Origin of the sequence: Pseudoclavibacter sp. CFCC 13796, assembly GCF_008831185.1 — a bacterium.
GTDB lineage: Bacteria > Actinomycetota > Actinomycetes > Actinomycetales > Microbacteriaceae > Pseudoclavibacter_A.
In genome coordinates, this window is record NZ_WBKD01000002.1 from 61,679 (window position 1) to 88,642 (window position 26,964).

The 26,964-nt window shown below is 62.8% G+C and carries 22 protein-coding genes and 1 pseudogene; 9 read left to right on the plus strand and 14 right to left on the minus strand.

The window, feature by feature from the left end; translation table 11 throughout:
* The first annotated feature begins 108 nt into the window (after positions 1–108).
* Entirely contained in the window at positions 109–1,113 is a 1,005-nt protein-coding gene (locus F8O07_RS09270; RefSeq protein WP_158031922.1) for a LacI family DNA-binding transcriptional regulator, read from the plus strand.
* A 360-nt stretch (positions 1,114–1,473) separates the two neighbouring features.
* Here F8O07_RS09270 and F8O07_RS09275 read toward each other — a convergent pair whose 3' ends face one another.
* Positions 1,474–2,274: a hypothetical protein gene (locus tag F8O07_RS09275; protein ID WP_158031923.1), complete on the minus strand. Its 801-nt coding sequence runs from the start codon at positions 2,272–2,274 to the stop codon at positions 1,474–1,476.
* A gap of 124 nt (positions 2,275–2,398) precedes the next feature.
* Here F8O07_RS09275 and F8O07_RS09280 point away from each other — a divergent pair, with 124 nt between their 5' ends.
* From F8O07_RS09280 to F8O07_RS09290, 4 genes and pseudogenes are all read left to right on the plus strand, one after another.
* Positions 2,399–3,007, plus strand: a complete 609-nt coding sequence (locus F8O07_RS09280) for a dihydrofolate reductase family protein (RefSeq protein ID WP_158031924.1) — start codon at positions 2,399–2,401, stop codon at positions 3,005–3,007.
* 331 nt (positions 3,008–3,338) lie between these two features.
* Positions 3,339–3,602: pseudogene (locus tag F8O07_RS10740) on the plus strand (FadR/GntR family transcriptional regulator); the annotation flags it as partial.
* A gap of 159 nt (positions 3,603–3,761) precedes the next feature.
* A complete protein-coding gene (locus tag F8O07_RS10745; protein WP_225733288.1) occupies positions 3,762–4,163 on the plus strand; it encodes an FCD domain-containing protein in 402 nt (133 codons plus the stop codon).
* 45 nt (positions 4,164–4,208) lie between these two features.
* A complete protein-coding gene (locus F8O07_RS09290) occupies positions 4,209–5,810 on the plus strand; it encodes a dipeptide ABC transporter ATP-binding protein (RefSeq protein WP_225733289.1) in 1,602 nt (533 codons plus the stop codon).
* Here F8O07_RS09290 and F8O07_RS09295 read toward each other — a convergent pair.
* The 5 genes from F8O07_RS09295 to F8O07_RS09315 form a co-directional block, all read right to left on the minus strand.
* Positions 5,762–7,618, minus strand: a complete 1,857-nt coding sequence (locus F8O07_RS09295) for an FAD/NAD(P)-binding protein (RefSeq protein ID WP_158031927.1) — start codon at positions 7,616–7,618, stop codon at positions 5,762–5,764. The two genes, F8O07_RS09290 and F8O07_RS09295, sit on opposite strands and share 49 nt — an antisense overlap.
* 66 nt (positions 7,619–7,684) lie before the next feature.
* Positions 7,685–8,437, minus strand: a complete 753-nt coding sequence (locus tag F8O07_RS09300; protein WP_158031928.1) for an SDR family oxidoreductase — start codon at positions 8,435–8,437, stop codon at positions 7,685–7,687.
* 23 nt (positions 8,438–8,460) lie between these two features.
* Positions 8,461–9,312 (minus strand): ABC transporter permease, encoded by an 852-nt coding sequence (locus tag F8O07_RS09305; RefSeq protein ID WP_158031929.1) that lies wholly within the window; start codon positions 9,310–9,312, stop codon positions 8,461–8,463.
* The gene (locus F8O07_RS09310) at positions 9,309–10,256 is read right to left on the minus strand and encodes an ABC transporter permease (RefSeq protein WP_192496744.1); all 948 of its coding nucleotides are present in this window, start codon (positions 10,254–10,256) and stop codon (positions 9,309–9,311) included. Before F8O07_RS09310 ends, F8O07_RS09305 begins: the two co-directional genes overlap by 4 nt.
* A 97-nt stretch (positions 10,257–10,353) precedes the next feature.
* Positions 10,354–11,946 (minus strand): ABC transporter substrate-binding protein, encoded by a 1,593-nt coding sequence (locus tag F8O07_RS09315; protein WP_158031931.1) that lies wholly within the window; start codon positions 11,944–11,946, stop codon positions 10,354–10,356.
* Positions 11,947–12,203: 257 nt separating this feature from the next.
* Between F8O07_RS09315 and F8O07_RS09320 the strand changes: the two genes are divergently transcribed.
* Positions 12,204–12,602, plus strand: coding sequence for a rhodanese-like domain-containing protein (locus F8O07_RS09320; protein ID WP_158031932.1), 399 nt, complete (start codon positions 12,204–12,206; stop codon positions 12,600–12,602).
* 62 nt (positions 12,603–12,664) lie between these two features.
* Here the strand turns inward: F8O07_RS09320 and F8O07_RS09325 are convergent, their stop codons facing one another.
* The 5 genes from F8O07_RS09325 to F8O07_RS09345 all read right to left on the minus strand — a co-directional run bounded on the left by F8O07_RS09325 (position 12,665) and on the right by F8O07_RS09345 (position 19,419).
* The gene (locus F8O07_RS09325) at positions 12,665–15,688 is read right to left on the minus strand and encodes a DEAD/DEAH box helicase (RefSeq protein ID WP_158031933.1); all 3,024 of its coding nucleotides are present in this window, start codon (positions 15,686–15,688) and stop codon (positions 12,665–12,667) included.
* A gap of 9 nt (positions 15,689–15,697) precedes the next feature.
* Entirely contained in the window at positions 15,698–16,237 is a 540-nt protein-coding gene (locus F8O07_RS09330) for a (deoxy)nucleoside triphosphate pyrophosphohydrolase (RefSeq protein ID WP_318655796.1), read from the minus strand.
* A gap of 214 nt (positions 16,238–16,451) precedes the next feature.
* Positions 16,452–18,248, minus strand: coding sequence for a DUF2075 domain-containing protein (locus F8O07_RS09335; RefSeq protein ID WP_158031935.1), 1,797 nt, complete (start codon positions 18,246–18,248; stop codon positions 16,452–16,454).
* A complete protein-coding gene (locus F8O07_RS09340; protein ID WP_158031936.1) occupies positions 18,235–18,564 on the minus strand; it encodes a nucleotide pyrophosphohydrolase in 330 nt (109 codons plus the stop codon). The genes F8O07_RS09335 and F8O07_RS09340 overlap by 14 nt, the downstream gene beginning before the upstream one ends.
* Positions 18,565–18,639: 75 nt before the next feature.
* Positions 18,640–19,419 (minus strand): IclR family transcriptional regulator, encoded by a 780-nt coding sequence (locus F8O07_RS09345; RefSeq protein WP_158031937.1) that lies wholly within the window; start codon positions 19,417–19,419, stop codon positions 18,640–18,642.
* 183 nt (positions 19,420–19,602) lie between these two features.
* Here F8O07_RS09345 and F8O07_RS09350 point away from each other — a divergent pair, with 183 nt between their 5' ends.
* Positions 19,603–20,448, plus strand: coding sequence for an alpha/beta fold hydrolase (locus tag F8O07_RS09350; RefSeq protein ID WP_192496745.1), 846 nt, complete (start codon positions 19,603–19,605; stop codon positions 20,446–20,448).
* Between the two features lie 54 nt (positions 20,449–20,502).
* Positions 20,503–22,107: a flavin-containing monooxygenase gene (locus F8O07_RS09355; protein ID WP_158031939.1), complete on the plus strand. Its 1,605-nt coding sequence runs from the start codon at positions 20,503–20,505 to the stop codon at positions 22,105–22,107.
* A gap of 115 nt (positions 22,108–22,222) precedes the next feature.
* Here the strand turns inward: F8O07_RS09355 and dld are convergent, their stop codons facing one another.
* Positions 22,223–23,938, minus strand: coding sequence for a D-lactate dehydrogenase (dld, locus tag F8O07_RS09360; protein ID WP_158031940.1), 1,716 nt, complete (start codon positions 23,936–23,938; stop codon positions 22,223–22,225).
* Between the two features lie 548 nt (positions 23,939–24,486).
* Here dld and F8O07_RS09365 point away from each other — a divergent pair.
* A complete protein-coding gene (locus tag F8O07_RS09365; RefSeq protein ID WP_225733268.1) occupies positions 24,487–24,984 on the plus strand; it encodes a MarR family winged helix-turn-helix transcriptional regulator in 498 nt (165 codons plus the stop codon).
* Between the two features lie 6 nt (positions 24,985–24,990).
* Here the strand turns inward: F8O07_RS09365 and F8O07_RS09370 are convergent, their stop codons facing one another.
* Positions 24,991–25,896: a hypothetical protein gene (locus tag F8O07_RS09370; protein ID WP_158031941.1), complete on the minus strand. Its 906-nt coding sequence runs from the start codon at positions 25,894–25,896 to the stop codon at positions 24,991–24,993.
* Between the two features lie 5 nt (positions 25,897–25,901).
* Positions 25,902–26,906: an SPFH domain-containing protein gene (locus F8O07_RS09375; protein ID WP_158031942.1), complete on the minus strand. Its 1,005-nt coding sequence runs from the start codon at positions 26,904–26,906 to the stop codon at positions 25,902–25,904.
* Positions 26,907–26,964 lie beyond the last annotated feature (58 nt).

A 26,964-nucleotide genomic window follows, 5' to 3' on the forward strand; every position in this document is an offset into this window, starting at 1 on the left:
ATGCAAGCGCTTGCATTACTATGATGAGGCTATGATAGCGCGGTCAGACGCTGCACTCCTACGGGCAGCGCTGCTGACGGTCTGCTGTCTGTGAAAGGGGCCCTGTCGATGGTGACGCTGCACGATGTCGCGACGCACGCAGGCGTCTCGACGGCCACAGTCTCACGTGTGTTCGCACGACCCGATAAGGTCAGCCCGGCCACAGCAGATCGGGTCATCCGAGCGGCAGACGAACTCGGCTATGTTCCGAATGGTGCGGCACGAGCTCTTGCCACAGGCCTGACCGGGCTCATCGGCCTTGTCGTACCCAGCCTCTCGAACAGCTACTTCAGCCCTATCATCACCGCGGTGCAGGCGACGCTGGAGCAAGCGGGATTCGAGCTGCTGGTGGCCGACTCTCACGGTGAGGCCGCACGCGAAGCACACATACTCACACGTCTGCGTGGCCGTGTTGACGGGGTGATCACGGCGAGCCCGCGGTCAGCCGACGAAGTGATCGCAGCGCATGCGGCGGTCATGCCCCTGGTCGCCATCAACGCCCAGGTACCGGGCGTTGCTTCGGTCGCGGTGGACGTGCACGCCGGCCTCGCCGAGCTCTGTTCATGGCTGCTCATGCGCGGGCACCGCAATCTGGTCTACCTGGGTGGCCCCGCGGGCTCGCGATACGATGACGCCCGATACGCGACCATTCGTCAGCACCTCGATCAGCATGCGGCTGCGGTCACCCGCCTGGGACCCGTGCCGCCGAAGGCCGTGGCCGGCGCGAAGGTCCTGCCTGAGATTCGGGCGACCGGCGCGACTGCAGTCATTGCGTACAACGCGCTCGTAGGCAGCGGGATCGTCTCTGCCGCAGTGCAGGCCGGCGTGCGAGTGCCCGATGAGCTGGCGGTCGTGGCCGTCGATGACCTCGTCGATCTCGGGCTCGGACTGCCCGCTATGACAGCGATCAGACAGCCGATGTATCAGGTCGGCGTCACATCCGCAGAGCTGCTTGTCGAGCTCGCTGCCGCAAGCCGCAGAACGCAGCGCACACAGTCGGCTGAAGATGCCGGCGCTTCTGTGGCGCAGCATCGTGTGCTGCCGACAACGCTCGTAACGGGAGCCACTGCCTGAACCACCGCAGAGCCCCAGCGCTCGCCTTGCGGGAAAGAGTCCTGAGACTCCGCTCGATCAAGCGCAGCAGGTCAGGGGATGTCAGTCTGCGTGAGGATGTGGACGCGGCTGGTGAGGAATCGGAGTCGCGGATGGCTTCGCCGAAATGCAGCTTGTCTGCGTCGAGCTCGTCCAACTGTGCAGTCGGCCGGCGCAGCTCATACGTAAGCTGTTGAGCCGCCTCAGGAACTCTGTGGCTTGTCGATCAAGACGCAGTGCCGTGCCGATCTTGTTGTGTGGACTGCACTGCTGCCGCTCGTTCGTGCCAAATGTATCTTACGCACGGGTGATCTCGAATCGGCTAGAACAGAATACGTTCACCTATTTTTGCGTGAAGCGTAGGAGCTCTTCCACCGCCTCCGAATCACGACTTGCCAACCGCACTTCCGTGACCTCCTGAGTCGTCGTCTGGAAGATGCCCGTCAAGCTGCAGGTTACCGGCTCTTTCAGCCTGATCGCGATTGAACAACCATCTGGTCCGGGGAACCGCGCAACTCCTCCTTCGACCGAGTCTGTCAATGTCGAGATGTCCATGACTTGTTGCACTGATTCAACTTGAGAAAAGTCGAACTTCGTTGCCAGACGATGCCCCGAGCGCAAGATCAGTGTTTGACCATCTACATAGTGTGGGAACTGCTTGGGAAGGGCCAAGAGCCCCAGCGCAAAGATAACTGCGTAAATATGCAAGAAGGCCAAAACAGCTTGAGCGACAGGCCATCGGCTGAATACGACATGTAGGATACCGCCCTCGACGACCAGCATGCCAAGAAAAATCGGAAGAACCACCCCTGTCTTTGGTGGCCTAAGAACATAAGCTCGACGGGGTACACGCGCAGGAAGCCTGAGCGCCGTTCGTGTCACCGACAGCAAGGCAGCGATCTCATTGCTTACAAGACGCCTGACGACAATGGGAATCGCGTCAACGAATATCAGCTTCCAGGTTGAAATAATTCCCAAGCCACGTCGGTTGACGACGAGAGAGATTGTCACGATAGAGACCCAAATGACGTCAGCAGCAAACAGCTCGACGATGACTGCTGGCTGTGTAGCTCCATTCAGATATAAGGTCAGCGCTGTGGCGCTCAATAGAGGAAGCACACACAGGACTCCGCGTAACAGCATCTTCGGCAGCTTGAGCGATGACGTTGGCACGGATTCGACCCCCTAGTGCGAACTGCTGAAAGCGTCGCGCATGGTGATGAATCTATCAGACGCTGAGTATGTGTTGATATAGCAGAATGGATCCATGCCCCAGATCACTTATTACGCTGCCTCGACGCTCAACGGATTTCTCGCGTCGACCGACGACTCGCTCGACTGGCTGCTCCAAGTGCCCCAGGATGACGCACTCGGCGCAGCCGACGCCTTCATGGAACGTGTCGGCGTGCTGGTCGAGGGCTCGGCAACCTATGAGTGGATGCTGCGCGAGAATGATCTGCTGAATCATCCGGAACGCTGGCAGGAGTTCTACGGCGAGCGCCCGACCTTCGTGTTCACGTCACGCGAGCTCCCGCTCGTTCCCGGCGCTGACATCCGCCTGATCTCGGGCGAGGTCGAGCGGCATCTCGCGGCGATCTCCGAGGCCGCAGGCGATCGCGACATCTGGGTGGTGGGCGGCGGCGAGTTGGCCGGGCAGTTCGCCGATGCCGGGGCGCTCGACGAGATCATCGTCACCATCGCACCGGCGACGCTCGCGCAAGGCAAACCGTTTCTGCCGCGAGCGCTGAGCTGGCGCGAACTCGAGCTGATGGACACGCGCCAGATCGGTCGTTTCGCGGAGCTGAGGTATGCGGTGCGGCGGGAGGGTGGCAGTGACACTGCTGAGACCGCTGGCCCCGAGACATTGCCGGGCTAGCCCCAGACTTCACCCCGCAGCTCCAACGTCAAGAGGTCGTACAGCCCGCATCGATCGAGTGGTCGAGAACCAGTGCGTTCTCACTGCCCCGAATCGGGCGCGCACTTCTTGATTCCGTTGTCTGCTGGCCCTTTGAGAGCTAGGAGAAGGTGCGTTCGTCTACGAAGGCTTCTTGGTGCGGACAGATGGCAGCTATCCTGTCTGCCTACTGTCGTGTCTCGCGCTGGAACATGTCGACACACAGGCCACCGATCTGACATTGTTGTCAGTACAGTAATGGCTAATCTCTCACATGTCGGTACGAGAGTTCTCAGCCGTTGAGGGGAGTCTCATGTCCAGTGTGCCGGGAGCTGGGGCACTCCATCGAGCAGTTGAGCCGTTTGCCATCGCATTTGATCGAGTCAAGCCGACTCGTGACACAGTGATCCGCGGCATACTCTCAGTAGTAGAACGTGGCGAAATAGCTCCCGGTCAGCGGTTCCCACCGGAACGTGAGCTTGCCAAAAGCATGGGGGTCAGTCGAGACACTCTGCGCGAAGCCATTCGTGCACTTTCGCAGCTCGGATACGTCGAGACTCGCCGGGGACGGTACGGGGGCACGTTCGTCTGCGAAGATCTTCCGCAAGAACTGCGAGCCGCACCACATTCTGCCTCGTCCAAGGCTGCTCGCCACGGGCCAAAGCCCGCATTCAGTCAGAGCACTCAAGACCACGATACCCAGCGAAATCTCGCAGAGTCGCCACTTCTCGATCAGGTGGCCGAGCTGGTGTCGACGCTGCGCGTAGTCCAGATCGGTGCAATCATACAGCTCGCAGCAGCACACGACCTCGACAACCGAGTCGCCGCTCTGTACGAACACCAAAGGCAGATCGCTGGCTCCGATGTTGCCTTCTGCCGAAGCGAAGATGCTCGATTCCATCTCACCCTCGTGCGTCTAAGCGGCCTCAAACATCTGGTGGACCCCACAGCTGAGGTCTGGAGCCAGGTCGTAGAGTTGCTCCAGCAGGTTCCGTCCACCACCTGTACCCGTGCCACCAACAATGACGTCCATCTGCGTATCGCCCATGCCCTGCAAGAGCGAAGGGTCGATGATGCCGTTGAGACAGAGCGGTTGCACCTCGCCACACTCGAATGGGTGCTGCGCAACGAATTGTGACAGATCAACTCGCACAAAGTCGACCATTGCACCACGATGATTCTCATGGTGCTCGACGTCAACGATCTTTCTGTCTCTCTTACGCACGACCCCGAACAGCAGCTTTTGCGAGGGGTGTCGCTAAGCATCGCTCACGGGGAGACCCTCGCTGTTGTCGGTGCCTCGGGATCAGGTAAAACGACCCTCGCGAACGCCGTTCTGGGTCTGCTGCCGAGCACGCTGACCGTCAGTAGTGGAGGCATTGAGCTCGATGGTCAAAATCTGTCTGCAGCCACGGAGACTCAGTGGCGGCAGTTGCGCGGCTCAGCCCTCGGGTTGGTCCCGCAAGATCCTCTGTCCAACCTCGACCCGCTCTACCGTACTGGCCGTCAGGTCGAAGAAGTCATCACGCTGCATCAGCGCATCTCATCACACGAAGCTCGTGAGCGTTCGCTCGCCGCACTCGAGAATGCTGGGCTGAACGAGCCTGCTGAACTCGCCGAACGCTATCCGCACCAGCTCTCAGGCGGGCAGCGACAGCGCGTGCTCATCGCCATTGGCACGGCCAACGCTCCGAAACTGCTCATCGCCGATGAACCAACCTCTGCACTCGACGTGACGGTGCAGCGCCGTATCCTCGACCGGCTGCATACCATTCAGAATGAGACAGGCACGGCGATCCTACTGATCACCCATGATCTGCGCCTGGCCGCCGAGCGCGCCCATCGGGTGGTTGTGCTGCATGACGGCGTCGTCGTTGAGACCGGTGAGTCATCGACCGTGTTGAATCACCCAACGCAGGCGTACACGAAGGCGCTCGTCGCCGCGGTGACCGATGTCCCGGTCACCCAGGTGCCGGTCGCCGAGGTGACAGCCGCATCCGCAGTCGAGAGTGCCGCCCCCGCACTGCTCGATGTGCGCGACCTCACCTACACGTATCCGCGGGCCTCCGCGCCAGCACTGCGGGAGGTTTCACTGAGCATCGCACCAGGAAAGACCCTGGCGCTCGTCGGAGAATCCGGTTCGGGCAAAACCACGGTGACCCGCGCCGTGTTGCAACTGCTGCACGGCCCGATGAGCGGCGAGGTTCTGATCGACGGCACGAACATTCAGAACACCTCTCGCACTGATCGTGCGCGCTATCGTCGTGATGTGCGGGCAGTGTTCCAAGACCCCGGCGCGTCGCTGAACCCGACCCGATCAGTTGCTGCTTCGCTACTCGAACCGCTGCGCAGCCTGGGCATCGAGACCAGTGGCAGGCCAGATGAGGTGGTCGCCGAGGCGCTCGCGGCCGTCGGTCTCAGCCCGGAACATACCGACCGCATCCCACGTGAACTCAGCGGTGGGCAGAAACAGCGCGTGGCGATCGCCCGGGCGCTGATCACCAACCCGAAGCTCGTGATCTGTGACGAGCCGATCTCTGCGCTCGACGTGCTCGTGCAGCGCCAGGTGCTCGATCTGCTCGCCCAGCTGCAGGCCGACCTCGGTGTGAGTTACCTCTTCATCACCCACGATCTCGCGGTCGCTCGTCGCATCGCCCACGAGACTGCGGTGATGCGCCAAGGCCGCGTCGTTGATTCAGGCAGCACTGAGCGCGTCTTCACCGAGCCGCGCAGCGACTACACCAGAGAATTGCTCTCGGCGATTCCGGCGTTCTCAGCGGCATGAGGCTGATCGATCAATCTCTCCCAGACAACTTGGGCCGCGGTGTCGGTGCCTGCAAGGAAGGACCCGCCGGAGTGCGGCACTGCGGCCTGCCCCGCGCCGGGCTGATACTGCCCAGCCACGCAGCCGATGACCACGCGCTGGGTGAGCACCGTGCCATCCTCGGTGATCGGATGCAGCCTCTGCGGAGTGACGGCGAGCGAATGCACATTGCGCGCATCTGCTGGCCACCCGAGTGGGGCGAGGGTGGCCTCACCACGCTGAAGCCACCCTGCCAGCAGGGCGTCCTCGGTCTTGCTGAGTGTGCCCCACGCCTGATGGCCAGCGAGCCAGTACTGCGCATGCACCTCACTGCCGGCCACACGTGGTGACCACGCCGTATAGCCGTCGTCTTCGGCGCGTACCCGAAGTTCTGGGCCGATCAACTGCACAAATCCCTGACGGCGCAACGCCGCGAGTCGTTCGAAGCGGAACGACGGCGGCCCGCTGGCCAGAATGTTCGCCGCAGGAAGCAGATCGCGCTCGATGTAGCGCTGCTCGGCTTCGGAGGTGAATACCCCCGCGATGCGAGCACGCTCGGTCAGTGCGCGAAGGTGACCGGCGAGCTGGTGAACGCCGGTCCAGGGGCTCGCATCGGGGGCGCTCAGACTGATGAACTCCCGGATGAAATGCTCATCGATGAAGGCGTTCCATTCGTCGGCGTTCGCGAAGTCACGGCCGAGTGTGGGGTCGACCAAACGCTCCCAATCGAAATCGACGTCGAGGCCCAAGTGCTCGGCACGGGTGCGGAACACCATCCCGGCCTGCACCAAGAATGCCGGCCAAAGATCGTCGACGAAGGTGAGGTCATGGCGATTACGGTGCTCTTCGATGAGGGCCGCCGTCGCCTCCGGGGCGAACAGCGGGATACTCGGTGCCGCATACTGGTCAGGGCCGTTGAGCCGCTGGCTGCGGTGCGGGAGGCCTGAGCGCGACCCTGCGAAAATGCGTGGTTCGCGACCGGAGGGGTGGTAGATCAGCGTGCCTTCGGCGTCAGGCTCGAAACGGCCGCCGCGCCCTTCAAAGAAGGTGCCGATGAAATCGAAGAACGTCGCCCCGAGGCCGGATACGGCAACGGATGCACCGGCCGGGATGCGTTCGAGCGGCAGGTCAGCGGCCAGGCGAGCAGGGAGCGCAGTGCCGTCGACGGAGTCATCGGCCAGACGGTCAGGCACGAACCCCTGTGCCGAGACGACCACGTCGGCGAGCAGAGTCTGCGTTTGGTCGGCATCAGTGGGGAGGTAGGTCACCACCTGCGGATCGATGCCGGTGCCCCTGACGTCGGTGACTGTAGCGCGATGCGTGGTGATGTGCACCCAATCGGGTGCCTGTGCCCGTACCTGCTCGAAGACCCAGTGGAAGTACTCGCCCTGCAGGCGCCGTGATGGCTTCTGCCAGGGGTACACATCACGCAGTTCGCGGGCGAAGTCGGGGTCGTCGGCAAGTGGCAGTGAAGGCGCGATCTGCTCGGCCCATTCGGCGACCGAAGGGCCGGTCACGACGGGGCCGCCGTCGAGCGGTACATCGGCGTCGGTGTACAGCGTGTTGTTGCGGGCACTCGTGTTGTTGATGAACCATGGACTCTGGTCGTTGCGCCAGACCTGCCCGGCCCCGATCGGATACGGGTCGAAGATGTCGATGTGCAGCTCGGGCGCATGCCCGTCATCTCTTGCGGGTCGAGTGAGCGCAAAATTCGGGTCGTTCGCTCGGGCGATGAGCCGCTCGATCACTGAGGTTCCGCGGGGGCCACCGCCGATGATGGCTACTCTCATATCTGTACCCTGGGCCGAACGGCCCGTGCCTTTCTCTCGTGCTGTGCTCAGCGTGCGGGTCGACGACTATCGTCGCGGCCGCACCCAGAGCTCGGTGAACTGTGAATCTGCGGGGGCCTCGATGACGAAACGAACGGCAGCGGCCACCGACTCGGGACGCGATGGAGCATCCTGCGGCTCGACCACCGGATAGTCATCTCTCACGTGCGCGAGCGGGGTCTCTGTCGGCCCTGGGGCGACGGTAGCCACGCGAACGCCGTGCGCAGCCTCCTCCCGACGCAGCCCATCTGCGAGCGCGAGCAGGGCGTGTTTCGAGGCAGAGTAGATCGTTAGATAGGGCACCGCTCTCCGTGCCGCGCCAGAGCTGATGAACACCACAGTGCCCTCGGCGGCACGAATCTGCGGCAGCAGAGCGCGGGTCAGCTCGGCCGGGGCGATGACGTTCGTGCTCAGGGCTCGCTGCCAGTCGTCGACGGTGGCATCTTCGAGGGTGCTGCGCTCAGAAATCGCCGCGTCGTGAACGAGCACGTCAACGCGGGGCAGCGCGGCCACGGCCTCTTGCAGGGCATCAACCGGCGTCAGATCGAGCGACAGCGGCAGGATACGCCCCGCGGCTTCGGCATTGGCTGCCAGCGCAGCAAGCCGTTCGGTACTGCGCGCGATCGCGACCACCGCATGGTCTGCGGCGAGGTTCAGTGCGATGGATCGCCCGATGCCACTGCTCGCGCCGGTCACGACGGCCACCGGGTCGTCGATCTCGCGCAGCCGCTGCACCAGCTCGGGCGTCACACGCGTGAGGACCTCAACGGATGTGCTCATGATAATGACCTTTCTGAAACGAGTTACTCGCGGATTGACCTGGCGTTGGCCCCGCGGCGCAGCCCGTCGCTGAGCAGGTTCCACGCCACCGACATGAGGACGAGCGAGATGATCGGGCCGACGAACAACAGCGGTGCCGACTGAATGTACTGACCGAACTCCTGCACCATCTGTCCGATCGAAGGGTTCGGTGGCTGGATACCCTGGCCGAGATAGCTCAGCGCAGCTTCAAGAGCGACCGCCGCCGCCGCGGTAGCTGCCAGCTGCACCGAGACGGGGGTCGCCGCATTCGGCAGTAGATGTCGCACGACGATCGTGAACCCCGACACGTTGTCGAGTTCGGCTGCCTGCACATAGGCGCGGTGACGAATCTCATGGGCCGCCCCGTAGGCGATTCGGGCGATGCTGGGTGCGAAGAGCACGCCGAGCGAAAGGATGAGCGTGGGCGTTCCCGCCCCTAGGATCACGCGGATGGTCAGCGCGAGCAGGATGCCGGGAATCGCCAGGCCGACATCGACGAAGCGCATGATCACACTCGCGACCGGCCCTTCGAGATAGGCAGCGGTGAACCCGACTGTGACCCCGATGACGCCCGCGATCACGGTCGCACTCAACGAGATCAGGAGGCTGGTGAGCGATGCCGACGCAAGTCGCGTGAAGCTGTCGCGGCCGATGTTGTCGGTCCCTAACAGGTGCTGGGCCGACGGGCTGAGGAACGGATCGGCGGTCGTCGCGTAGGAATCGAGGCCGGGCAGCAGCCAGACGATCAGGCCGGCCACCGCGATGACGGCGATGATGACAGTTGCGACGATAACCTCCCAGCCGATCTCGAAACGTCGGGTGCGCGTGCGGGGACGCTGAGCGGTCGTGGTCATTCAGCCACCGCCAATCGGGGATCGATCACCGGATGCAGCATGTCGACGGCGAAGTTGATGAGCAGGTAAATGGTGCCGATCACCAGAATTGATGCCTGGATGGTCGGGTAGTCGTTGGTGGAGATCGATTGCACGAGCAGGCTGCCGAGGCCGGGCAAGGCGAACACACGCTCGATGACGACGGTTCCGCCGACCAGGTTGGCCAGCTCCAGACCACCGACCGTCGTCACCGGCAGCAGACCGTTGCGCAGCACATGTCGGCGGCTGAGCTGCCGGTCGCTCAGCCCCTTCGCTCTCAAGGTGCGCACGTAGTCCTGCCCATACTCGTCGACCATGCTGGCGCGAATGTAGCGAGCGAGCACCGCAGCGGCCTGCAGGCCGAGCAGCAGAGCCGGAACGAACATGATCTGCAGATGCAGAGCGGGATTCACGGACGAGGGCTGGTAACCGATGAGCACGAGCTTGATCGTGGCCGAGTTGACGATGAGCAACACGGCGCCGAGCACGAAAGCCGGCACCGACATGAGGGTGAATGTGCCGACGCGCAGCACGCCGTCGATGAGGCCACCGCGGTGACGCGCTGCCCAGACCCCCACAGGAATGCCGATGAGGAAGGCGAGGACAGTGGCGAGGACGGCAAGCTCAAGCGAGACGGGCAGTCGCTGGGCGAGCTGCTCGCTGACGCTGTAGGGCGTCGAGATGCTGGTGCCAAAGTCACCACGAAGGATGCCCCCGATCCAGGTCAGGTACTGCACAGGCCAGGGCTTGTCGAGGCCGAGCTTCGCATGAATCGCTGCGATGTCTTCAGCGGACGGCTGCCCGTCACTGTCGAAGAATGCCGCGGCAGGGTCGCCCGGCATGAGGCGCACGATGCCGAACGCCAGCAGTGAGAGTAGAACCAGCACGGCCAGACTGGAGCCCAGTCGGCGAACGATGTATTTCATGAAGTTCCTCGGCGATGCCGTGGGCCGAGGCCCGAGTCGGTAGCAAGCCATCTCGACGTGCGGCCAGCCTCAGGCCTCAGCGGTGGGTTCAGACGGTTCAGCGACCAATCCATGTGGTCAGCAGAGAAGTACGTGAATCGAAGGGATCGGGGCTGTAACCGTGCACCTTGCTCGTCGATAGGCTGTAAGACAGCGGGGTGGCATAGGCCACGACGATGAACGACTGCTCCGCGATCTCCTGGTTCAGGTCGTTGGCCACCTGCAGGCGCTTCTGATCATCGGACTCAGACGTCAGCTGGCCGAACAGCTCCTGCAGACGCGCGGTCTGGGTGCTGCCCTTGAACGCGTTCAGGTTCGCGCTCTCGGGCACCCACTGGTTGAAGTCGCCAGCCACGTCGGGGCGGCCGACGTTCTGTACGGCGATGATGTCGCCGAAGAACGGAGCACCTGAGGTGAATACCGCTTGGATGCGTGAGTACTCGACCGGCTGGAGGTCGACGGTGATGCCGGCCTCGGCAGCCTGCTGCTTCAGCAGTTCCCAAGTGGACTTATCGTTCGAGTCGGCCTGATACACCAGGCTGATCGTAGGGTTGGTCTGGCCGGCCTCGGCGAGCAGCTGCTTGGCCCCTTCGACGTCACGCTGGTAGTTCGGCGTGCTGTCGTTCGGCGCATCGACACCGATCTGGGTAGGTTCGGTGACGAAGGACACCTCACCGAACCCCTGTGCGCCGACCTTGGCCAGCTGGTCGCGATCGACGGCCTTCGAGAACGCCTGGCGCACGCGCACATCGTTGAATGCGCCCTCAGAGTTCAAGTACAGCACGCGAGTGCTGGTGCTCTGCAGCTCGCCCAGGGTCAGACCACTGTCTTTGCCCTGTTGCGCGAGAGTGGAGTTCCAGAACCAGCCAGCATCGATCTGGCCGCTCTGCAGCTGTGTGAGCAGGGTGTTCTCGTCGGGGACGACCTTGAAGGTGATGCCGTCGAGGTAAGGCTTGGGCTGATCCCAGTACTTCGAGTTCTTCGTCAGCACGACCTCGACGCCCTGCGTCCAATGGTCGAGGTTGAAGGCACCGGATGCGTTGGCGGTCTTCTGTCGGTCCTGCTCGCTCGTCGTGTCGTACCAGTTCTGGCTGACGATGAAGAAGCTCTTGCGATCAGAGACGATGTTCAAGAAGGCGGGGTTTGACTTATTGAAGGTGAACGTGACTGTGCGGGCTGCCGCATCTGTGGTCAGCCCTTTCAGATCGGTGAGGTAGCTCTTCTTGCTCAGTGTTGATTCGCGCACCTTGTTGAAGCTGAAGGCGACATCGTCCACCGTGATCGGGCTACCGTCGGCGAAGGTCGCTCCGTCGCGGATGGTGAACACGAACTCGGTTTTGTCGTCGTTAGTGGTCCATGATTCGGCGATGAGCGGTCGCAGCGTGCCGTCGTTGTCTTTGGTGAGCAGAGTGTCATAAATCAGGGCCTGAATGGCCGTACTCGAGTACACCGCCGTCGAGAACGGGTCGAGGCCGCCGTTGCCGGGCTCGCTCTTCGTGCCATACACAAGAGTGCCGCCGGGCACTGGATCGCCGTCTGACGATGAGGATGCATTGGTGGACGTTGTAGTGACGCAGCCTGCGAGCAGGAGTGCTGTCACACCGACGCCGGCTAGGGCAAGCAGACCGCGACGAGTCACGCTGGAGTTCATGGATGCTACTTCCTCGGAAATCGGGTACTAATCGGTTCTTTGCGCCGAAGCGCCGCGGCTCATTCCACCAGCCGGGTTTATGCTGCACCAAATGAGTTGGATTATTTCGTCACAAAACCGACCAATAGATCTCAGTGGCATTGAATAGGCTCACTCAACTCGTGAGGTTCGTTTCGCTTGTGTCTCACGAGGAGTGCTCAAATATCGCCGAGCGTGACTCGCAGGAGCAGCACGCGCTCACAACAGAAAGTATCCCGATGACTGACGCCACCGAAGAACATAAAATCCACAATCCCGGTAACCTCATCTCCCCTGACGAGGCGGTTGAGCGGCATGCGAATGGCGCTGTGCTCATCGACGTGCGCGGTCCGATCACGCGCGGTAAGCAGGGGCTCGTCGACGATGCAATTGTCATCGACAAGGCACGCACTGCCGAGGTGCTGAATCCAGATTCTGACGAGCGCATCGCTCAGCTGACTGGCGACCTCGATCAAGACGTCGTCGTGTTCTGCGGCAGCGAATTCGGTTCAGACCCGGTTGTCGACCAGCTCAAGGAGTACGGATACCAGAATGTGCACCAGATTGCCGGTGGCATCACCCGTTGGCTGGTCGAGGGCAAGCCGACGACGCCTGCACCCGCAACGTCTGAAGTTTGACGATGTGCCCCTCTGCGGGCATCCGAAGCAGAGGATATCGTTCGCTCTGATGCCCGCAGACTTCACCCCGCCGCGCCCAACGTCAAGAAGTCGTACAACCCCGCATCGACCGCGTGCTCGAGGTGCAGCGTCGTGCGAACCACCGACACTTCACCCTTCTCAGCTGGCATCGTGAGCTGCTGTGCTTCGGCCGCCGCGGTCGTGGCACGTCCCAGGTAGTAGAAATCGGTGCCCTCGGCATCGCTCTTCTTCACGAACAGATGCAGCGCGATCTCACCGCCGAGAATCTGGCGCACATCCTTCGACTCCAACGTGCGCCGACTCTTCGAGAACCAGGTGAACGTGCGCTCGTCGACGAACGCGTCTTCGTACCGAGTGGTCTCGGCGATCTCATCACTCTTGTGATAGGTCACGAAGATCGGGCAGGTGGCGGTCACCGGGTCGACCTTGTACCCGTACACCGTGCTCGCCTCGTTCGACGCCCAGTTCAACACCCGCAGCGCATCTTTGCGCCCGTACTTCTGCCCCACCACGAGATCAGAGCTGCTCACATATCGCTGAGCGTTGACGAGCAGCCCGGTCGCGATCATGTCGTCCAAGACGGATGCGAAGAATCCGTTGGCCAGATAAGCGTCAGTCAGGTCGTCAGTCGCCTTGCCGTCGATCACCAACGGCTGGCTGCTGTACTTCTTGCGTTCGGCCTGCGTGAAGAAGCTGAGGTCGAGCACGCGCCCCACGGAACGTGCTTGTAGTGCCGACGCACCGGGCCCCATCGAATCCGCAACGCTGTTGGCTAAGTCGACCACCGCATCCGCATCATGGCGCAGCCTTGCGAGCGCGTCACGCAGCACCACGAGCTCGGCGCGCCGCCGCCCGTTGAGCAACTCTTTCGTCACGAAGGTGAGCACGGCATCCTGCCATGGCGGCAGCACCGGCACCTCTTCGTGCGCCGCGGTCAGCAGCCGAGCGTAGTTCTCGAAACCGTTCGCCAACACAACTGGGTCGACCGCTCCGGCCTCGGCGAAGTCAGCCAACCGCGGCGGCTCAGCCTGACGTGCACGCAGCTCGCGGTAGGCGTCGAGCAGCTGGCGTTTGGTATCGATGCGCGCGGTGTCGATTGAGGCGAGCACCCGCTCGGCGGCGATTCTGTCAAAGCTCACCGTCGAGAGCCCGCTGAGTGTGCCCTCGCTGATCGCCCGACGCATCTGCTTGCGCAGGGCGTCACGATTGCGTGAGCGGTCGCCGAAGAGCGCGATCGGGATCATGTAGTTGTTCTGATAGTTGCCGATGAAGTCGACGACCACCAGGTACTCCTTGCCCGGCGCCTTGCGCAGCCCGCGACCGAGCTGCTGCACGAACACGATGCTCGACTGCGTTTGGCGCAGCATGATGATCTGCTTGACCTCGGGAATGTCGATGCCCTCGTTGAAGATGTCGACGGTGAGCAGATAGTCAAGGCGTCCCTCGCGCAGATCGAGCACGAGCTCGTCGCGGCGCTGCTGATTGTCGCGTCCGCTCACGGCAGCCGTGCGCAGCGGCCGACCGCCCAGGGTGTGCGTATTGAACTCGGCTGCGAGCGCCGCGGCCTCGGCGTTGCGACTGCAAAAGATGATGCCTTTGGGGGCGATGCCGGCCTGAGCGTGCAGCTCGATCTGACGCAGGATGTAGTGCGCACGCTCCGAGTCAGCGAGGCGTATCAATGTGCTCGGATCGTCGCTCAGTTCGCCGGCGTTCGTGAGGTACTCGGTGACGCCGTAATAGTGGAACGGGCAGAGCATCTCGGTTTCGAGCGCCTCGTTCAGGCGAATCTCGTAGGCGGTGTTGTAGTCGAACGCTCGAAAGATGTCGGCGCCGTCGGTGCGCTCCGGCGTGGCAGTCATACCGAGCAGGAACTTCGGGGCGAAGTGATCGAGGATGCGCTGGTAGCTGCCCGCCGCAGAACGATGCACCTCGTCGATCACGATGTAGTCAAAGGCATCTGGCGCGAACTGACTCCACGCGTCACCCGCGTTCAGCGACTGCACTGTGGCGAAGACGTACCTGGCCGCAGCGTTCTTGTGCTGCCCGGCATAGAGGGCGAAATCTGGCGCGTCACCGTCGAGCACTTGCTGATACTCGGTCATCGCGCGGCGCAGAATCTGTTCGCGATGCACGACGAAGAGCATGCGACCGGAGCCCGTAGACTCGTGTTCGTGCACTGCACGCACGTCGAAGGCAGACAGCAGCGTCTTGCCCGTGCCGGTCGCCGAGATGACGACGGCACGAGTCTCGCCCGCGTCGCGCAGCCGCTGCAGCGCATCGAGTGCACGCGCCTGCATCGCGTTGGGTCGCAGACGTTCGACGACCTGCCCTGCTCGCTCCCCCGGCCTGACCGACGGCGCCGACCCCGGCATCCGCGCCGGCGTCTGATCGGGCGCATTCTCAGCTTCGGGCAGCTCGATCTCGACCTGCGCATCGCCCGGCCAGAAGACGTCGACTCGCTTGGGCACGAAGGTGCGCGCATACTCGTCGACCCACGATTCGGTCAGCGGAATGCTCTCGGCCAGCTGCGCCTCGAGTTCGCTGTCGAGCATCGCCGTGATGCCGCTGTGGTGCAGGGCTGAGACGCGCAGGTTCCATTCGACGTTGCCGTCAAGCGCCGCTTGGGTCAGGTTCGAACTGCCGACGATGCCCGTCGTGATGTCGCCCTGGCGGAACAGGTAGCCCTTGGCGTGAAACGGCCGCCGGGCACTCGACGCACGATCACCTTGGAAGATGTACGTGGTGATGTTCGGCAGCGCGAGCAGCTCGCGAAACGCCCGCGGACTGTTGAACTGCAGGTAGTCAGAGGTGATGATGACGCCTCGACCTTCGAAGTCGATGAGCTCCTGCTTGAGCGTCGCGATCGCACCCGGAGTCACGAACGCGACTGAGAACGTGAACGAGTCTGCGATGCGCAGCTCGCGCCGCAGCGCGCGCAGCATGGTGTTGCCGTCGCGGTTGGCAATGAGCGTCGGCGCCAGCCGTGTGGTGGTCACCTGATCGGCGTCGACGAACCCATGCTGCAGGCCGGCCTGCAGCGCGCTGAGTTCGTTGTCTGGGTACATCAAGTCGCGTCAGTCGTCGTTGTCGGCGGATGCTGCGGCGCCCGCCTGCAGCCTCGCCTCGATCTCGTGCAGGTCGGCCTGCTGCAGCGCCTCTGCGGCGGGGATGTCGGCCGGGGCCCAGTCGAGGTCGGCCAGCTGGTCTTGGCCGAACCAGGTGAGGTGCGAGTGTTCGGTGAGCGTCGGGTGTCCGTCGGTGAGCACGGCGTAGTACGTGGTCAGCTGGATCGTGCCGAAGTCGTACTCATACGTCGTCGTCTCTATCCGCGACCCCACCTGAATGCTGCAGCGCAGCTCTTCGTGAATCTCGCGCATCAGCGCCTCGGCGCTGGTCTCGCCCGCCTCGATCTTGCCGCCGGGAAACTCCCACTTGCCTTCGAGTGCACGCCCCGGCCCGCGCTGAGCACACAGGATGCGACCCTTTTGGACGATAGCGGCACCGACGACGGTGATGACCTTACTGATGGCTGCCTCCTGGCTGGGCTGGTCTACACTGGGTCCCTCTCTTTGCAGGACACCACACGAATACCAGGATAGGGGAAGCCTATACAGCCTTGCCTTGTCATCCCTACACGCAGCGGCTAGAGGATCTTTCGTCCGTCTTGATCAGCTGCGAGAGATGACGCATTTTCATGTCGCTGAGCCCCGCGAATGACTTTGCACCAAGTACACACGACCACACACGCAGACTATGGCGTCAGGGAGCTGTTACCTCTTCTACAATGCCTCTGACTGCGCATCAACCCCACGCAGCTGCGCGTCCATTTCATCGTTCTTTGCGAGAAGGCACCAACGATTTGAGCCTCTCCTTGAGCTCCGCATCACACACATACACATACGTTCCGAGCATGCCGCGAGTCATCAGCACTCGATAGATGTTGCGCACGAACTTCAGCAGCTCTTCGTCACTGTAGGTGATCCCAAGCTGTGCGTTGTTCTCTTTGCCCTTCTTGTCGTAGTAGTCGTCCCGGCTGAACATGAGCCTGCCGGTACTCCGGTCAAGCTGCAGATCACGACCGATGATCACACCCGCATAGTTCAGGTCGTACCCCTGTACCGTGTGAATCGACCCCACCTGATCAATCGCATGCGGCGATGCGATCCAGTCGGTCTGTGCCCAGTTCCACTGCAGACGCACACCGTCTTCGACGATGTCAGGCACTGACTTGTCATTCTTACTGTTCCACGGCCACGCGAAACCGGCGACCAGACGTGACAGCCCAACCTCGGCATCCCGTTTGCGTATCTCTTCGTGCATCTCGCCGAGATCATCGAAGAAACGCAGATCGTATGAGTCACCGAAGCTCTTCGGCGCAGTCGGCTCATCACTCAGAAGACGGCCGACATACTCGATGTAGTCGTTGCCGCCTTTGACGCGCAGCTGCGAGGTCAACCGCAGCAGCCGATCACCGCGGCGCGCAGCATCCAGCACCGACCGCAACGTCGATGTCGGCAGGTCGCCGGGCCGAACGGTCTGATCCGCGTCGACCAGCAGAATCTGGTTTGTGCTGCGTGCACGTATCCAGTCGAGCTGTGTGTAGTGCAGGTCGTCTTCGCCGAAGAGCTTCGTATTGATGTCGATGAACTTCTTGTTCTGCATACCGGACGACTGGTTCGCGCGCTGGCCCAGACGATGTGCCTCGTCGACCAGCAGCAGGTCGTAATGGTCATCGCCGCTGCCGATGTCGAAGGGTGTGACGACTTTGACCTCGCGCATATTTGGAATGCTCTTGAACACTCGCCGCATCGATGCCCGCAACGACTGCTGCGGAACCACGATGCCGATATCCATGTGCTGCAGCGCCTCGCGGTGCTCGCCGGCGAAGAAGTCAGAGAACAGAGAGTTCATCTCGAACAGGTCGTCGTCGCTCGTGTTGCCGATGTCACGCAGCAGTTTGATCAGATAGATCGCAACGATGGTCTTCCCCGTGCCAGGATCTCCCTGGACCACAATGGTGCTGCCCCGCTGTGCTGCGCGATCGGCGCTCAGCGTCTCGAGAATCTGCTCGATCGCGACAGACTGATCAGTAGTCAGGCTCTTGAACGGCGACAGCTTGAACAGCTCGCTGTTCTCGATCTCGGGGATGCTGTGCGTAAAGACGCCCTCGTCGCGCAGCCGTTCGAAAATCTCGTGGAATCTCTTGCGATACGTCTCACGGTCGAAATAGTCGGCATCGACCAGCCCGGCATTGCGGTTAAGCACCTGGAAGGTACCGTCTCCTTGGCACCATCCAATCAGCTGGGATTCGAGGTCGAGACAGGCAGATTTGTTGAACGTCTCGTCGATGATCACGCGCACCTGCTCGAGATCACGCTTGACCTCGTTCTCATGGTGCTGCCGCATCCTGGCGAGCGCATTGCCGGTCTCGCCGACATAGATGCGCGGCCGGTGGATGCCATGGGCGCGTTGCCGCCGTCTGGCTTGAGACGTCTGGTTGGTCTCGGCATTGGCGCCGTCAATCAGATAGACGACCGGCCAGTTCGTCAGTTTGTCATTGAGCGTGGCGTGCGTCTGGACATCGTCGATGTCGAACGCGATGCGCTCGATGTCAAAGTCGGTCATATTTGGTGCTGCGCCCCTTCGCCTTCTCGACAGGGTACTTCTCGGCCGTCACCTGCAGCTTCTCTTCGACGATCGTGTCTGGGTCGAGGCCGAGCGCATCCGCCATATAGAGGCAGTAGGTCAGCACGTCGGCAAGCTCGCAGCGCACGGCATCGTGGTCAGCATCTGCCGAATCTGTCGACCATTGGAAACACTCGAGCAACTCAGCAGCCTCGATGCTGATGCTCTTCGCCAAGTTCTCGGGTGTGTGAAACTGCTGCCAGTCACGTTCAGCTCTGAATGCCCTCAGCTTCTGCATCAACTCGGTACTCCCCATGAATACCAATGCTACTGGCAACGTTCCCGAGGCCGGTCTATAGCGCCCTGGCCGGGTGAGTTCCTCGAGCCCGGCTCACATGCCGACAGCAGCGACTTCTTCGGCCACTTCGGTGAGCCGCACACCAAGCATGGCGATGCGCTCGGGCGGCAGCCGCGAGGCTGCGGCCGAAATCGTCAGGCCGAGCACCGGCGCACCCGTTCGTCGAGGCACCGGGCAGGCGACACCATCTACATCTGGAATGACAGGAATGCCGCCGCACCACCCCTGTCCCTGCACCTGTGCGATCAGCGTCTCGAGCCTCTCGCGCTGGATGCTGCTGTTCTGGGGCAACCATCGTTCAGGCATCTGGGCGAGAATGCGTTCGATCTCACGTTGGCGCACACCGGGAGCGAGCCCTGCGAGCAGCGCGACGCCAGCGTAGCTGCTCGCCAAGGGTTTGACCTCACCGACAGCCACCGAGTACACCCGCACCGGAGAGTCTCCGTCACAACGCAGCAGGTACTGCAGCGACGAATACCCGCGCAGCGCAAGGTAGACGGTATCGCCAACCTCATCAGCCAGAGACTGCAGAATGGTTCGGGTCGTCTCGATGTGCTGCAATGCTTGGGGCGTCGGCTGCCCAAGACCGATCTCTTCCAAGGCCGAACCAATCACATACTTTCTGCCACTCGTACGCTCGACGGCACCTACTGAGACGAGATCGGCCAGCAAACGGTGCACCGTCGGCTGCGCAAGTGCTGAGTTCTTGACCAGATCGCTCAAGCGCAGACCATCAGAGCCTGCCTCTGCCAGCAGCGAGATCAATACCGCTGCTCTCGGCAGCACTCCCCGCGGATGAACTGTTGGATGCATGCTTCACAGGCTACCGGCTTTCATAGAGTTCGTTATATGGATTTTGAGACGCGTACACCGATGCTTGGTCGGCACCGAATGGCTTGCAGTGGCGCTTTCTGCCGCTATACACTGACGATCAACGATTTGGCCTTCAATGAAGAAGTCCACTATTCAGACCCGTCGCAAAGGAGCGATATGTCATTGACCGAGCACACACTCACCCGCACCGTCTCAGTCGACGGTGTCGAAGTCACATTTCATGATTCGGCCGACGAGGTCGCCGGCGGCCGACCATTGGTTCTCGTGCATGGCACCGGCGGTGACATCGCCACGCACTTCGGCCATCTCTTTCCGATGATGGCCACACGCACTCGGGTCATCGGGGTCGACTGGGCCGAACCAGACTCGGGCACGCCCCTCACGCTGGACGTCCTTGTCGCTCAAGTGCGTGCCGCCGCCGATGCGGCTCTCGGCCCCGGCACGCCTTTCGACCTCCTCGGATATTCACTCGGGTCAGTCGTCGCAGAAGCCCTTGCCGCACGCTTGGGCAAACGTGTCGAACACCTCATTCTGGTGGCAGGGTGGCTCCGCACCGACCTGCAGCAGACCATGCGCAACCAGGTGTGGCAGGTGCTTTACGGCTCCGACCGTGATGCACTGCGCCGATACACGGCGTTCTGCGGATTCTCTGGGTCGTTCTTTCAGCAGTTCACCCCCGAGATGCTCGAAGGTGCACTGAAGACGCTCGGCACCAGCGAATTCGTGCGGCGCCAGATGGCTCTCAACGCTGACATCGACATCACCGACGAGATCGGCGAGATCACTGCGCGCACACTCATCGTGAGCTGCACCGACGACATCATGGTGCCCCGCCATCATCAGCTGCAGTTGCTCGGCGCCATCGACGACGCGCGGCTGACCTCGGTGTCCAGTGGCCACGCCATCTTCATGGAGCGCCCGGCCGAGCTCATGGAGATCACTGATCTGTTTCTGCGCGAACCCAACCGGTACCCCGCTGGCACGATCATTCCTGAGACGCGCTCGTAGCGCGACCAGCGCATCCCCATACCTCACCTCTCATCTGCGGCAAAGGAGCCACAAATGCACACCACGACCGATCACGTTTTTCACACCCCTACCACCGACACCGATGTGCGCGACGAACATGCCGAGGTGCTGATCGTCGGCGCAGGGTTTGCCGGGCTGGGCATGGGCGCCCAGCTGCGCCGACACGGGCGCACCGATTTCATCATCATCGAGCGCAACCCCGAAGTCGGCGGCACCTGGCATGACAATACCTATCCCGGCGCGGCGTGTGATGTGCCGAGCCACCTCTACTCGTTCTCGTTCGCCATGAACCCGAACTGGAGCGGCTTCTATACGACCCAGGCCGAGATCGAGAGCTACATCATCGGTGTCGCGCAGTCAGAGGGTCTGTACCCACACATCCGTTTCAATGCGCCCATGACCGAAGCTCGATGGGATCATGAAGCCGAGCTGTGGAGGGTCACCACACCACGCGGCACCTTCACCGGGCGTTACCTGATCACCGGCACCGGGCATCTGGCAGACCCTGCGCTGCCAGACATCCCCGGGCTTGCCGACTTCCCTGGCGAGGTGTTCCATTCGGCACGCTGGAACCATGACGTCGAGCTCGCGGGCAAGCGTGTGGCGGTCGTCGGCACCGGCGCATCGTCGATTCAGATCGTGCCGCAGCTGGCCAAGACGGTGGATGAGCTGGTCGTCTTCCAGCGCACGCCGGCCTGGGTGATCCCCCGCATCGTGAAACCGTACTCGGCCGCGACGCGTCGCATGTTCGCCCGGGCTCCGGAGACCATGCAGCGCGAACGCGACGACATCTTCTGGTTTGCGGAGTCGTCGTATGCCCAACGCCGCGCGGTTCCCGCAGCACTCGATGCGGTGCGCAGCCAGGCTCTCGGCAACATCGCCAAGGCGATCACCGACGACGAGCTGGCTGCGAAACTCACCCCGCACTACATCCCAGGCTGCAAACGCGTGCTGTCATCGAACGAGTACTACCCGGCGTTCACGCGAGAGAACGTCATTCTCGAGGCGAGTGCGCTCGACCACGTCGACGGTGCAGTGGCGTACGGGGCCAGCGGTGAGGGGCATGAAGTCGATGCCATCGTGCTCGCCACAGGATTCGAGGCAGCACAGCCGCCGTTCGCCGATGTCGTCTTCAATGCCGACGGCCGTTCGCTCGCCGACCATTGGACGACCGGCATGTCGGCGTTCGACTCCACCGCAGTCGCTGGATTTCCCAATCTGTTCGCCATCAACGGCCCGAACACCTCGCTGGGGCACAACTCCATCGTCTACATCATCGAATCACAGGTTCAGTACATTCTGGAGGCACTCGATTTGGCCGATCGGGAGCAGATTCGGACGATGGTGCCCACGCAGATGGCACAGGATGAGTATGTCGACCGTATTCAGGAGCGAGCAGCCACGAGTGTCTGGCTGCTCGACGGTGGCTGCAACAGCTGGTATGTCGACTCTCGCTCGGGCAAGCTGACTCTCATCTGGCCTGACTACGCCTATGACTTCAGAGCACGAAACGGTCATTTCACCGGCGAGGGCTTTCTGTCACGTGGCGTCGACGGCGCTGAGCGACCGCTGGTGAATGCGCAGTCGTCCGAGCTGCCGGCGCAACCGAGCTCGGACGCTCGCCCTGCTCTGGTCTGACAGCAGCATCCGCCGAAAACGCAGAGAACCCGCCCGTGCGACCGAAGTCACACGGGCGGGTTCTTGAGTCAGGCAGCGCGCTACCGCTCAGCAGCGCACCGCTGAGCGCGCTACATTACTTCCAGTTCTTCTTGGGCGACGTGCCGCCGATTCCTGCGTTGAAAGTGTTCGTCGGGTCGAGCTCTTTGAAGTGCTCCACCATCGACTCGGGCATGTGGTACAGACGCCCGTAGTTGTGCTCGGCCGGCAGCTTCGCGCCGCGCGCCTCGAGCAGCTCCTGAATCTGGTCGTGCAGCTTCTCGGGGTCGACGCCCTTCTTGGCGACGTAGTCCTGGTGCATCACGTGGCAGAAGAAGTGACCGTAGTATGCAGTCACCTCGAGCTGATCGGCGATCTCCTTGGGCAGCACCTCGAGCCAGTCCCAGTCGTCGCGGCGCAGGGCCACGTCGATCGGAATCAGGCCTGCGATGTGCTTGCGCTTCATGTTGGCGTAGCGAGTCGCAGCGCTAGCCGCACCGAAGCGGTTCAGCGAAGCGCTCTTCTCTTCGTCGGCGGTGCAGACGAAGAAGTCACCCTTGTGCTCGGGCTCAGCGAAGAACGCCTTGAGCATCTTCTCGCTCTCGACCTTCTGGTCGGCGCTCACGGTGAGCAGCAGGTGGTGCTCGAAGCGGTTGCGGTATTCCATCAGCCGCTTCGGCAGCTGGTTCGGCAGCAGGTCGAACGCGACCTGTGACACGGTGTCGGCGAAGGTCGGGCCGATGCCCGGGATCTTGCCGAAGACACCGTTTGCCCAGGTCTTGAACGAGAACATGCGGGTCTGCAGGCCGGCGCTCATGAACTTCAGGAACACATAGGTGTCTTTGCCGTATTTCTCGGCCAGGTCGAAGGCGCTGCGGCCCATGTACTCACCCGAGATGGGCAGCGGCATGTCGGCCTCGAGGAACATGCGGCGAATCTCTTCGAGCTCGTGCGTGCTGTTGGTGCCGATGTAGAACATGGTGGGGTTCACTTCGAGCGGGAAGGTGCGTGTGCGCACGGCGAAGACCATGAGCTTGCCGGCTGAGCCCGACGCCTCGAAGAGGTACTCGGGGTTCGCGTTGTAGCGGGCCGGGGTCGGCTCGATCTTGCGCAGGTGCTCGGCGTACTCGGTCTCGCTGGTGTCAGCGGGTGCCGGAGTGACGTCTGCGGGCGACCAGTCGCCGCGCTGCAGACGGTCGAGGGCGACCTCGGGATCGTCGCCGAGCGAGATGCCGAGGTGGTTGACCAGCTCGACCTTGCCCTGCTCGTTCACCCGGGCGAAGATCGCCTCGCGGGTGAAGGCCGGGCCCTTGCGAATCTGGCTGCCGCCCGAGTTGTTCGAGATGCCGCCGATGACCGAGGCGCCGATGGATGTCGAACCGATCACCGAGTGCGGCTCACGGTTGTGCTTGGCGAGCTCTTCGGTCAGGTGCGTCAGCGGGGTGCCAGCGAGCGAGATGGCCTCGCGAGCGTCGTTGATGAGGTACACGTCGTTGATGCGGTGAGTCGAGATGACGACGATCGGCCGGTCGTAGGGCTGGAAACCCGGGCCCGATCCGCCCGTCAGACCGGTGTTCGACGCCTGCGGGATGACGATGAAGTTGTTGTCGACGCAGACCTGCAGCGCCTTCCACATCTGAACCAGCGTGGTCGGTCGCAGCACTGCGAAGATGGGGCCGCCGCCGAAACGGTAGCCCTTGCTGAACGGCATGGTGGCGCGTTCTGACGTCAGCACGTTCTCGGCACCAACGATGCTCTTAAAGGCACCGATCGCCTGGTGTTCTGCGCCCGTTGTCTCTTGAGAGGGAGTCATCTCAATTCTTTCTGTCGATAGTTGCTCCCGCATGACGCTTTCGACGCGTCATTGCAGGGGAGTGTTGCCGTGCATCGTGGTACGGCCACTAGCAATCTTCCGGCCCTGAGCATGGGCTGTCAAGCAGGGGCGGCGGCTGTCCGGGCACTCTATATGCCTTGTGGCCAGACCATAGGCGGGCACGGAGGTATTTCTGTGAGATACATGTTGTATGCAAGTTCGCGCGTGTCGCACGACCATTGAATGCCCTTCTTCTCTCTGGGCGCACTCCTTGAGCGAAGACCCCTCGCAGACAAAGTCGCATGTGTGCTGACTGTCAGTACACTAACAACCATGCCAGATGACATTCCCGCCGAGCCACGCAAGCGCACTCTCTCTCAGGGCCGTCCCAATGACAGCAAGTGGACACGGTTCCTGCTGAGATTCATCGGCCCGCCGGCGGTCTCTCCCCTCTCACCCGATGATGTGCGTGCCCTCGAAGAGGTCAGGCGCAGAACCTCCACGGCTCAGCCTGGGCAGGTACATCCGCGCGACGAGACTCCGTCATCGTGAACACATCGAATGCTCCCACGGCGCACGACGACGCGCTCTCTGACGACGAACTCCTTCGTCTGGAAGCACAGCTCTGCTTCCCCGTCACTGTCGCCGCCCGACTGCTGGTTCAGGAGTACCGGCACGTCCTCTCGCCAATGGGTCTCACCCATCCGCAGTACCTCGTCATGCTGGCGCTCTGGCAGCATGACCACGACGAGGGTGCATCCGAGAGCCCGCTCACTGCGACGGAGCTCTCGGTCATACTCAGCATGGAGACTGCGACACTCACCGGCCTGGTTCGTCGCCTCGAAGCGCAGGGATTGGTCACGCGAGAGCCAGACCCGCGTGACGACCGGCGCCGGCGACTTCTGCTGACGCCTGAGGGCCGGGCTCTGCGTGCGCAGGCGAAGCTGGTGCCGAGGCGAATGCTCGAACGGCTGCGTCTGGCGCCCGAGCAGGTCGAGCAGGTCAGAGATGCCGCAACTCTGCTCGTCGCCGCTCTGCGCACCTGACCCGCCTCACAGGGCGAGCCGCAGCCTGCGCCCACCGACACCGACGCGAATCTCCTGCCCCCAACTCGCGGTGAGCCGATCGCTCTCGATGCCGTCGCCGAAGACGACGAGCCGATCAGATTCGACGGTGACGACCAGCTCGGCGGCGCCTCCAGCGACGGCACCCGGGCTGGCCGATCCGCCCAGCATCCCCTCGATGAGGTTCGCTCCGGTCGCCGGTGACGGCCAGGCCTCACGCACAAACCAGGCGAGACTCGCGTCGTTCGGCGCAGGCAGGCGTCTGCCTCCGCGGTCGTGTGCAATGGACGCGCACCACCCGGTCGCCCCGGTGCCGGTGCCGACGATAACCCCAGAAGACGACTGCCGCTCACTGTACTCCCCCACCTGCAGCAGGTATCTGGCCGACTGGTGTGACGGGTGCCCGACGAACACCTCGTTCAGGGCGCAGAGACTCTGGCCGTCGTCAAGTCTCGCCTCGACGGTGGTGAGCCCGGACACCGCGGCCGATTCCGGTGCCCGCAGCAGCCTCAGCGCCTCGTCAGCCGAGTGCCGCACCAACACCCCGCTGTTGACACCGGGCTCCGGATCGACCCCGATCACCAGCTGCCCGTCGAGATACTTGGCCACGTTCGCAACGAGACCGTCCTGACCGACGACGACCATGACATCCTCAGGTGCCACCAGAAAGCGGCTGAGATCCTCACGCTCGACCTCGGCAAGCGCCCACCCTTCGGGCAGCCCGCCCGCGACTGCCGCGCGCGCCGCCGCAGCCGCGTCGTGGCGGCGCTGCACCTCGTCGAGCGTGCGACCACGGGTGCGCAGAAAGAACTCGGCCTGCCCCCGAGTGCCGTGGCGATCGAGCAGTTCATCGAGCTCGGTGCGCCGGTAGACGACGACCGCTCTGCTGCGCATGGCACTCACCGCCTTCCGGTGAAGGCGCTCAGCACATTGGTGAGCAGATCAGGCGTGATCGTCAGATTGTCGATCTTCGGCAGCGCACCAGAGCCGACCAGTTCTCGCAGCGCCAGCGCCATCAGGGTCTGCTGATCGACGTCGCGGTAGGCGGCGAGCTTCGCTGTCTCGCGCTCGGCCTCGGCCGCACCGACGACACTCACCTCTTGCGCCCGGGATGCCGCGTCGATCTCGCGTCGTTCAGACGCCGCTCGAGTCTCGACGAGTGCAGCCGTCGCAGCCTCTTCCGCCTGCCGACGAGCGTTGGCGCCCTCCTGCACCACCAGCTGTTCGCGTCGGGTGGCCAGCTCGATGCTGCTCGCCAGCTCGTTCTCTGAGATTGCACGCTCACGCTCGACGGCGAGAGCTCGCCGTTCGTAGGTCGCGCGATCGGCTTCGGCCTGCAGCTGCTCGCGCACCGGCGTCTGCAGCGCCACCTCCACATCGGCCTCGGGCCGAATCGCCAGCACGTGCACGCCGAGCACGGCGAGACCGGTGCTCTGCAGTCGAGTATCGGCCTGCAGGCCACCAACCAAGGCGGCACGCACCTCGCTGATCCCAGTGCGCAGAGCGTTCTGCAGCGACATCGTGGCCAGGTGGTCGACAGCGATGCTGCGTGCGACCTGCCCCACGATCGTGGTGACCTGCTGCAGGCCGGTCGAGGTGGCATCCGCCTTCGCCGGAAAGATGCCGAAGTCGAGGCGCTGCGACACCGTGACCGGGTCGACGAAACCGAAGGTCACGTTGGCCTGCACGGTGACGTCCTGGTGATCGGCGGTGATGGCGTGAAACATGAGCGGCAGCTCTTGGTCGTCTGAGGGCACCTCGCTGAGCACCGAGGTCGCGGGTGAGAACCAGAACGCCTGCCCAACGCCTTCGTGCGTCAGCTGGCCCTTGCGAAGGTGGACGACATAGCCGGTCGGGGTGCCGAGAAAGCGGCGGACGCCGGGAAGCCTCTTGATGGTTGCCATGGTGTGCTCCTTCGTTACGGTTGTTTATGTCAGTCTGACGATAACCGCAACTTCGAGT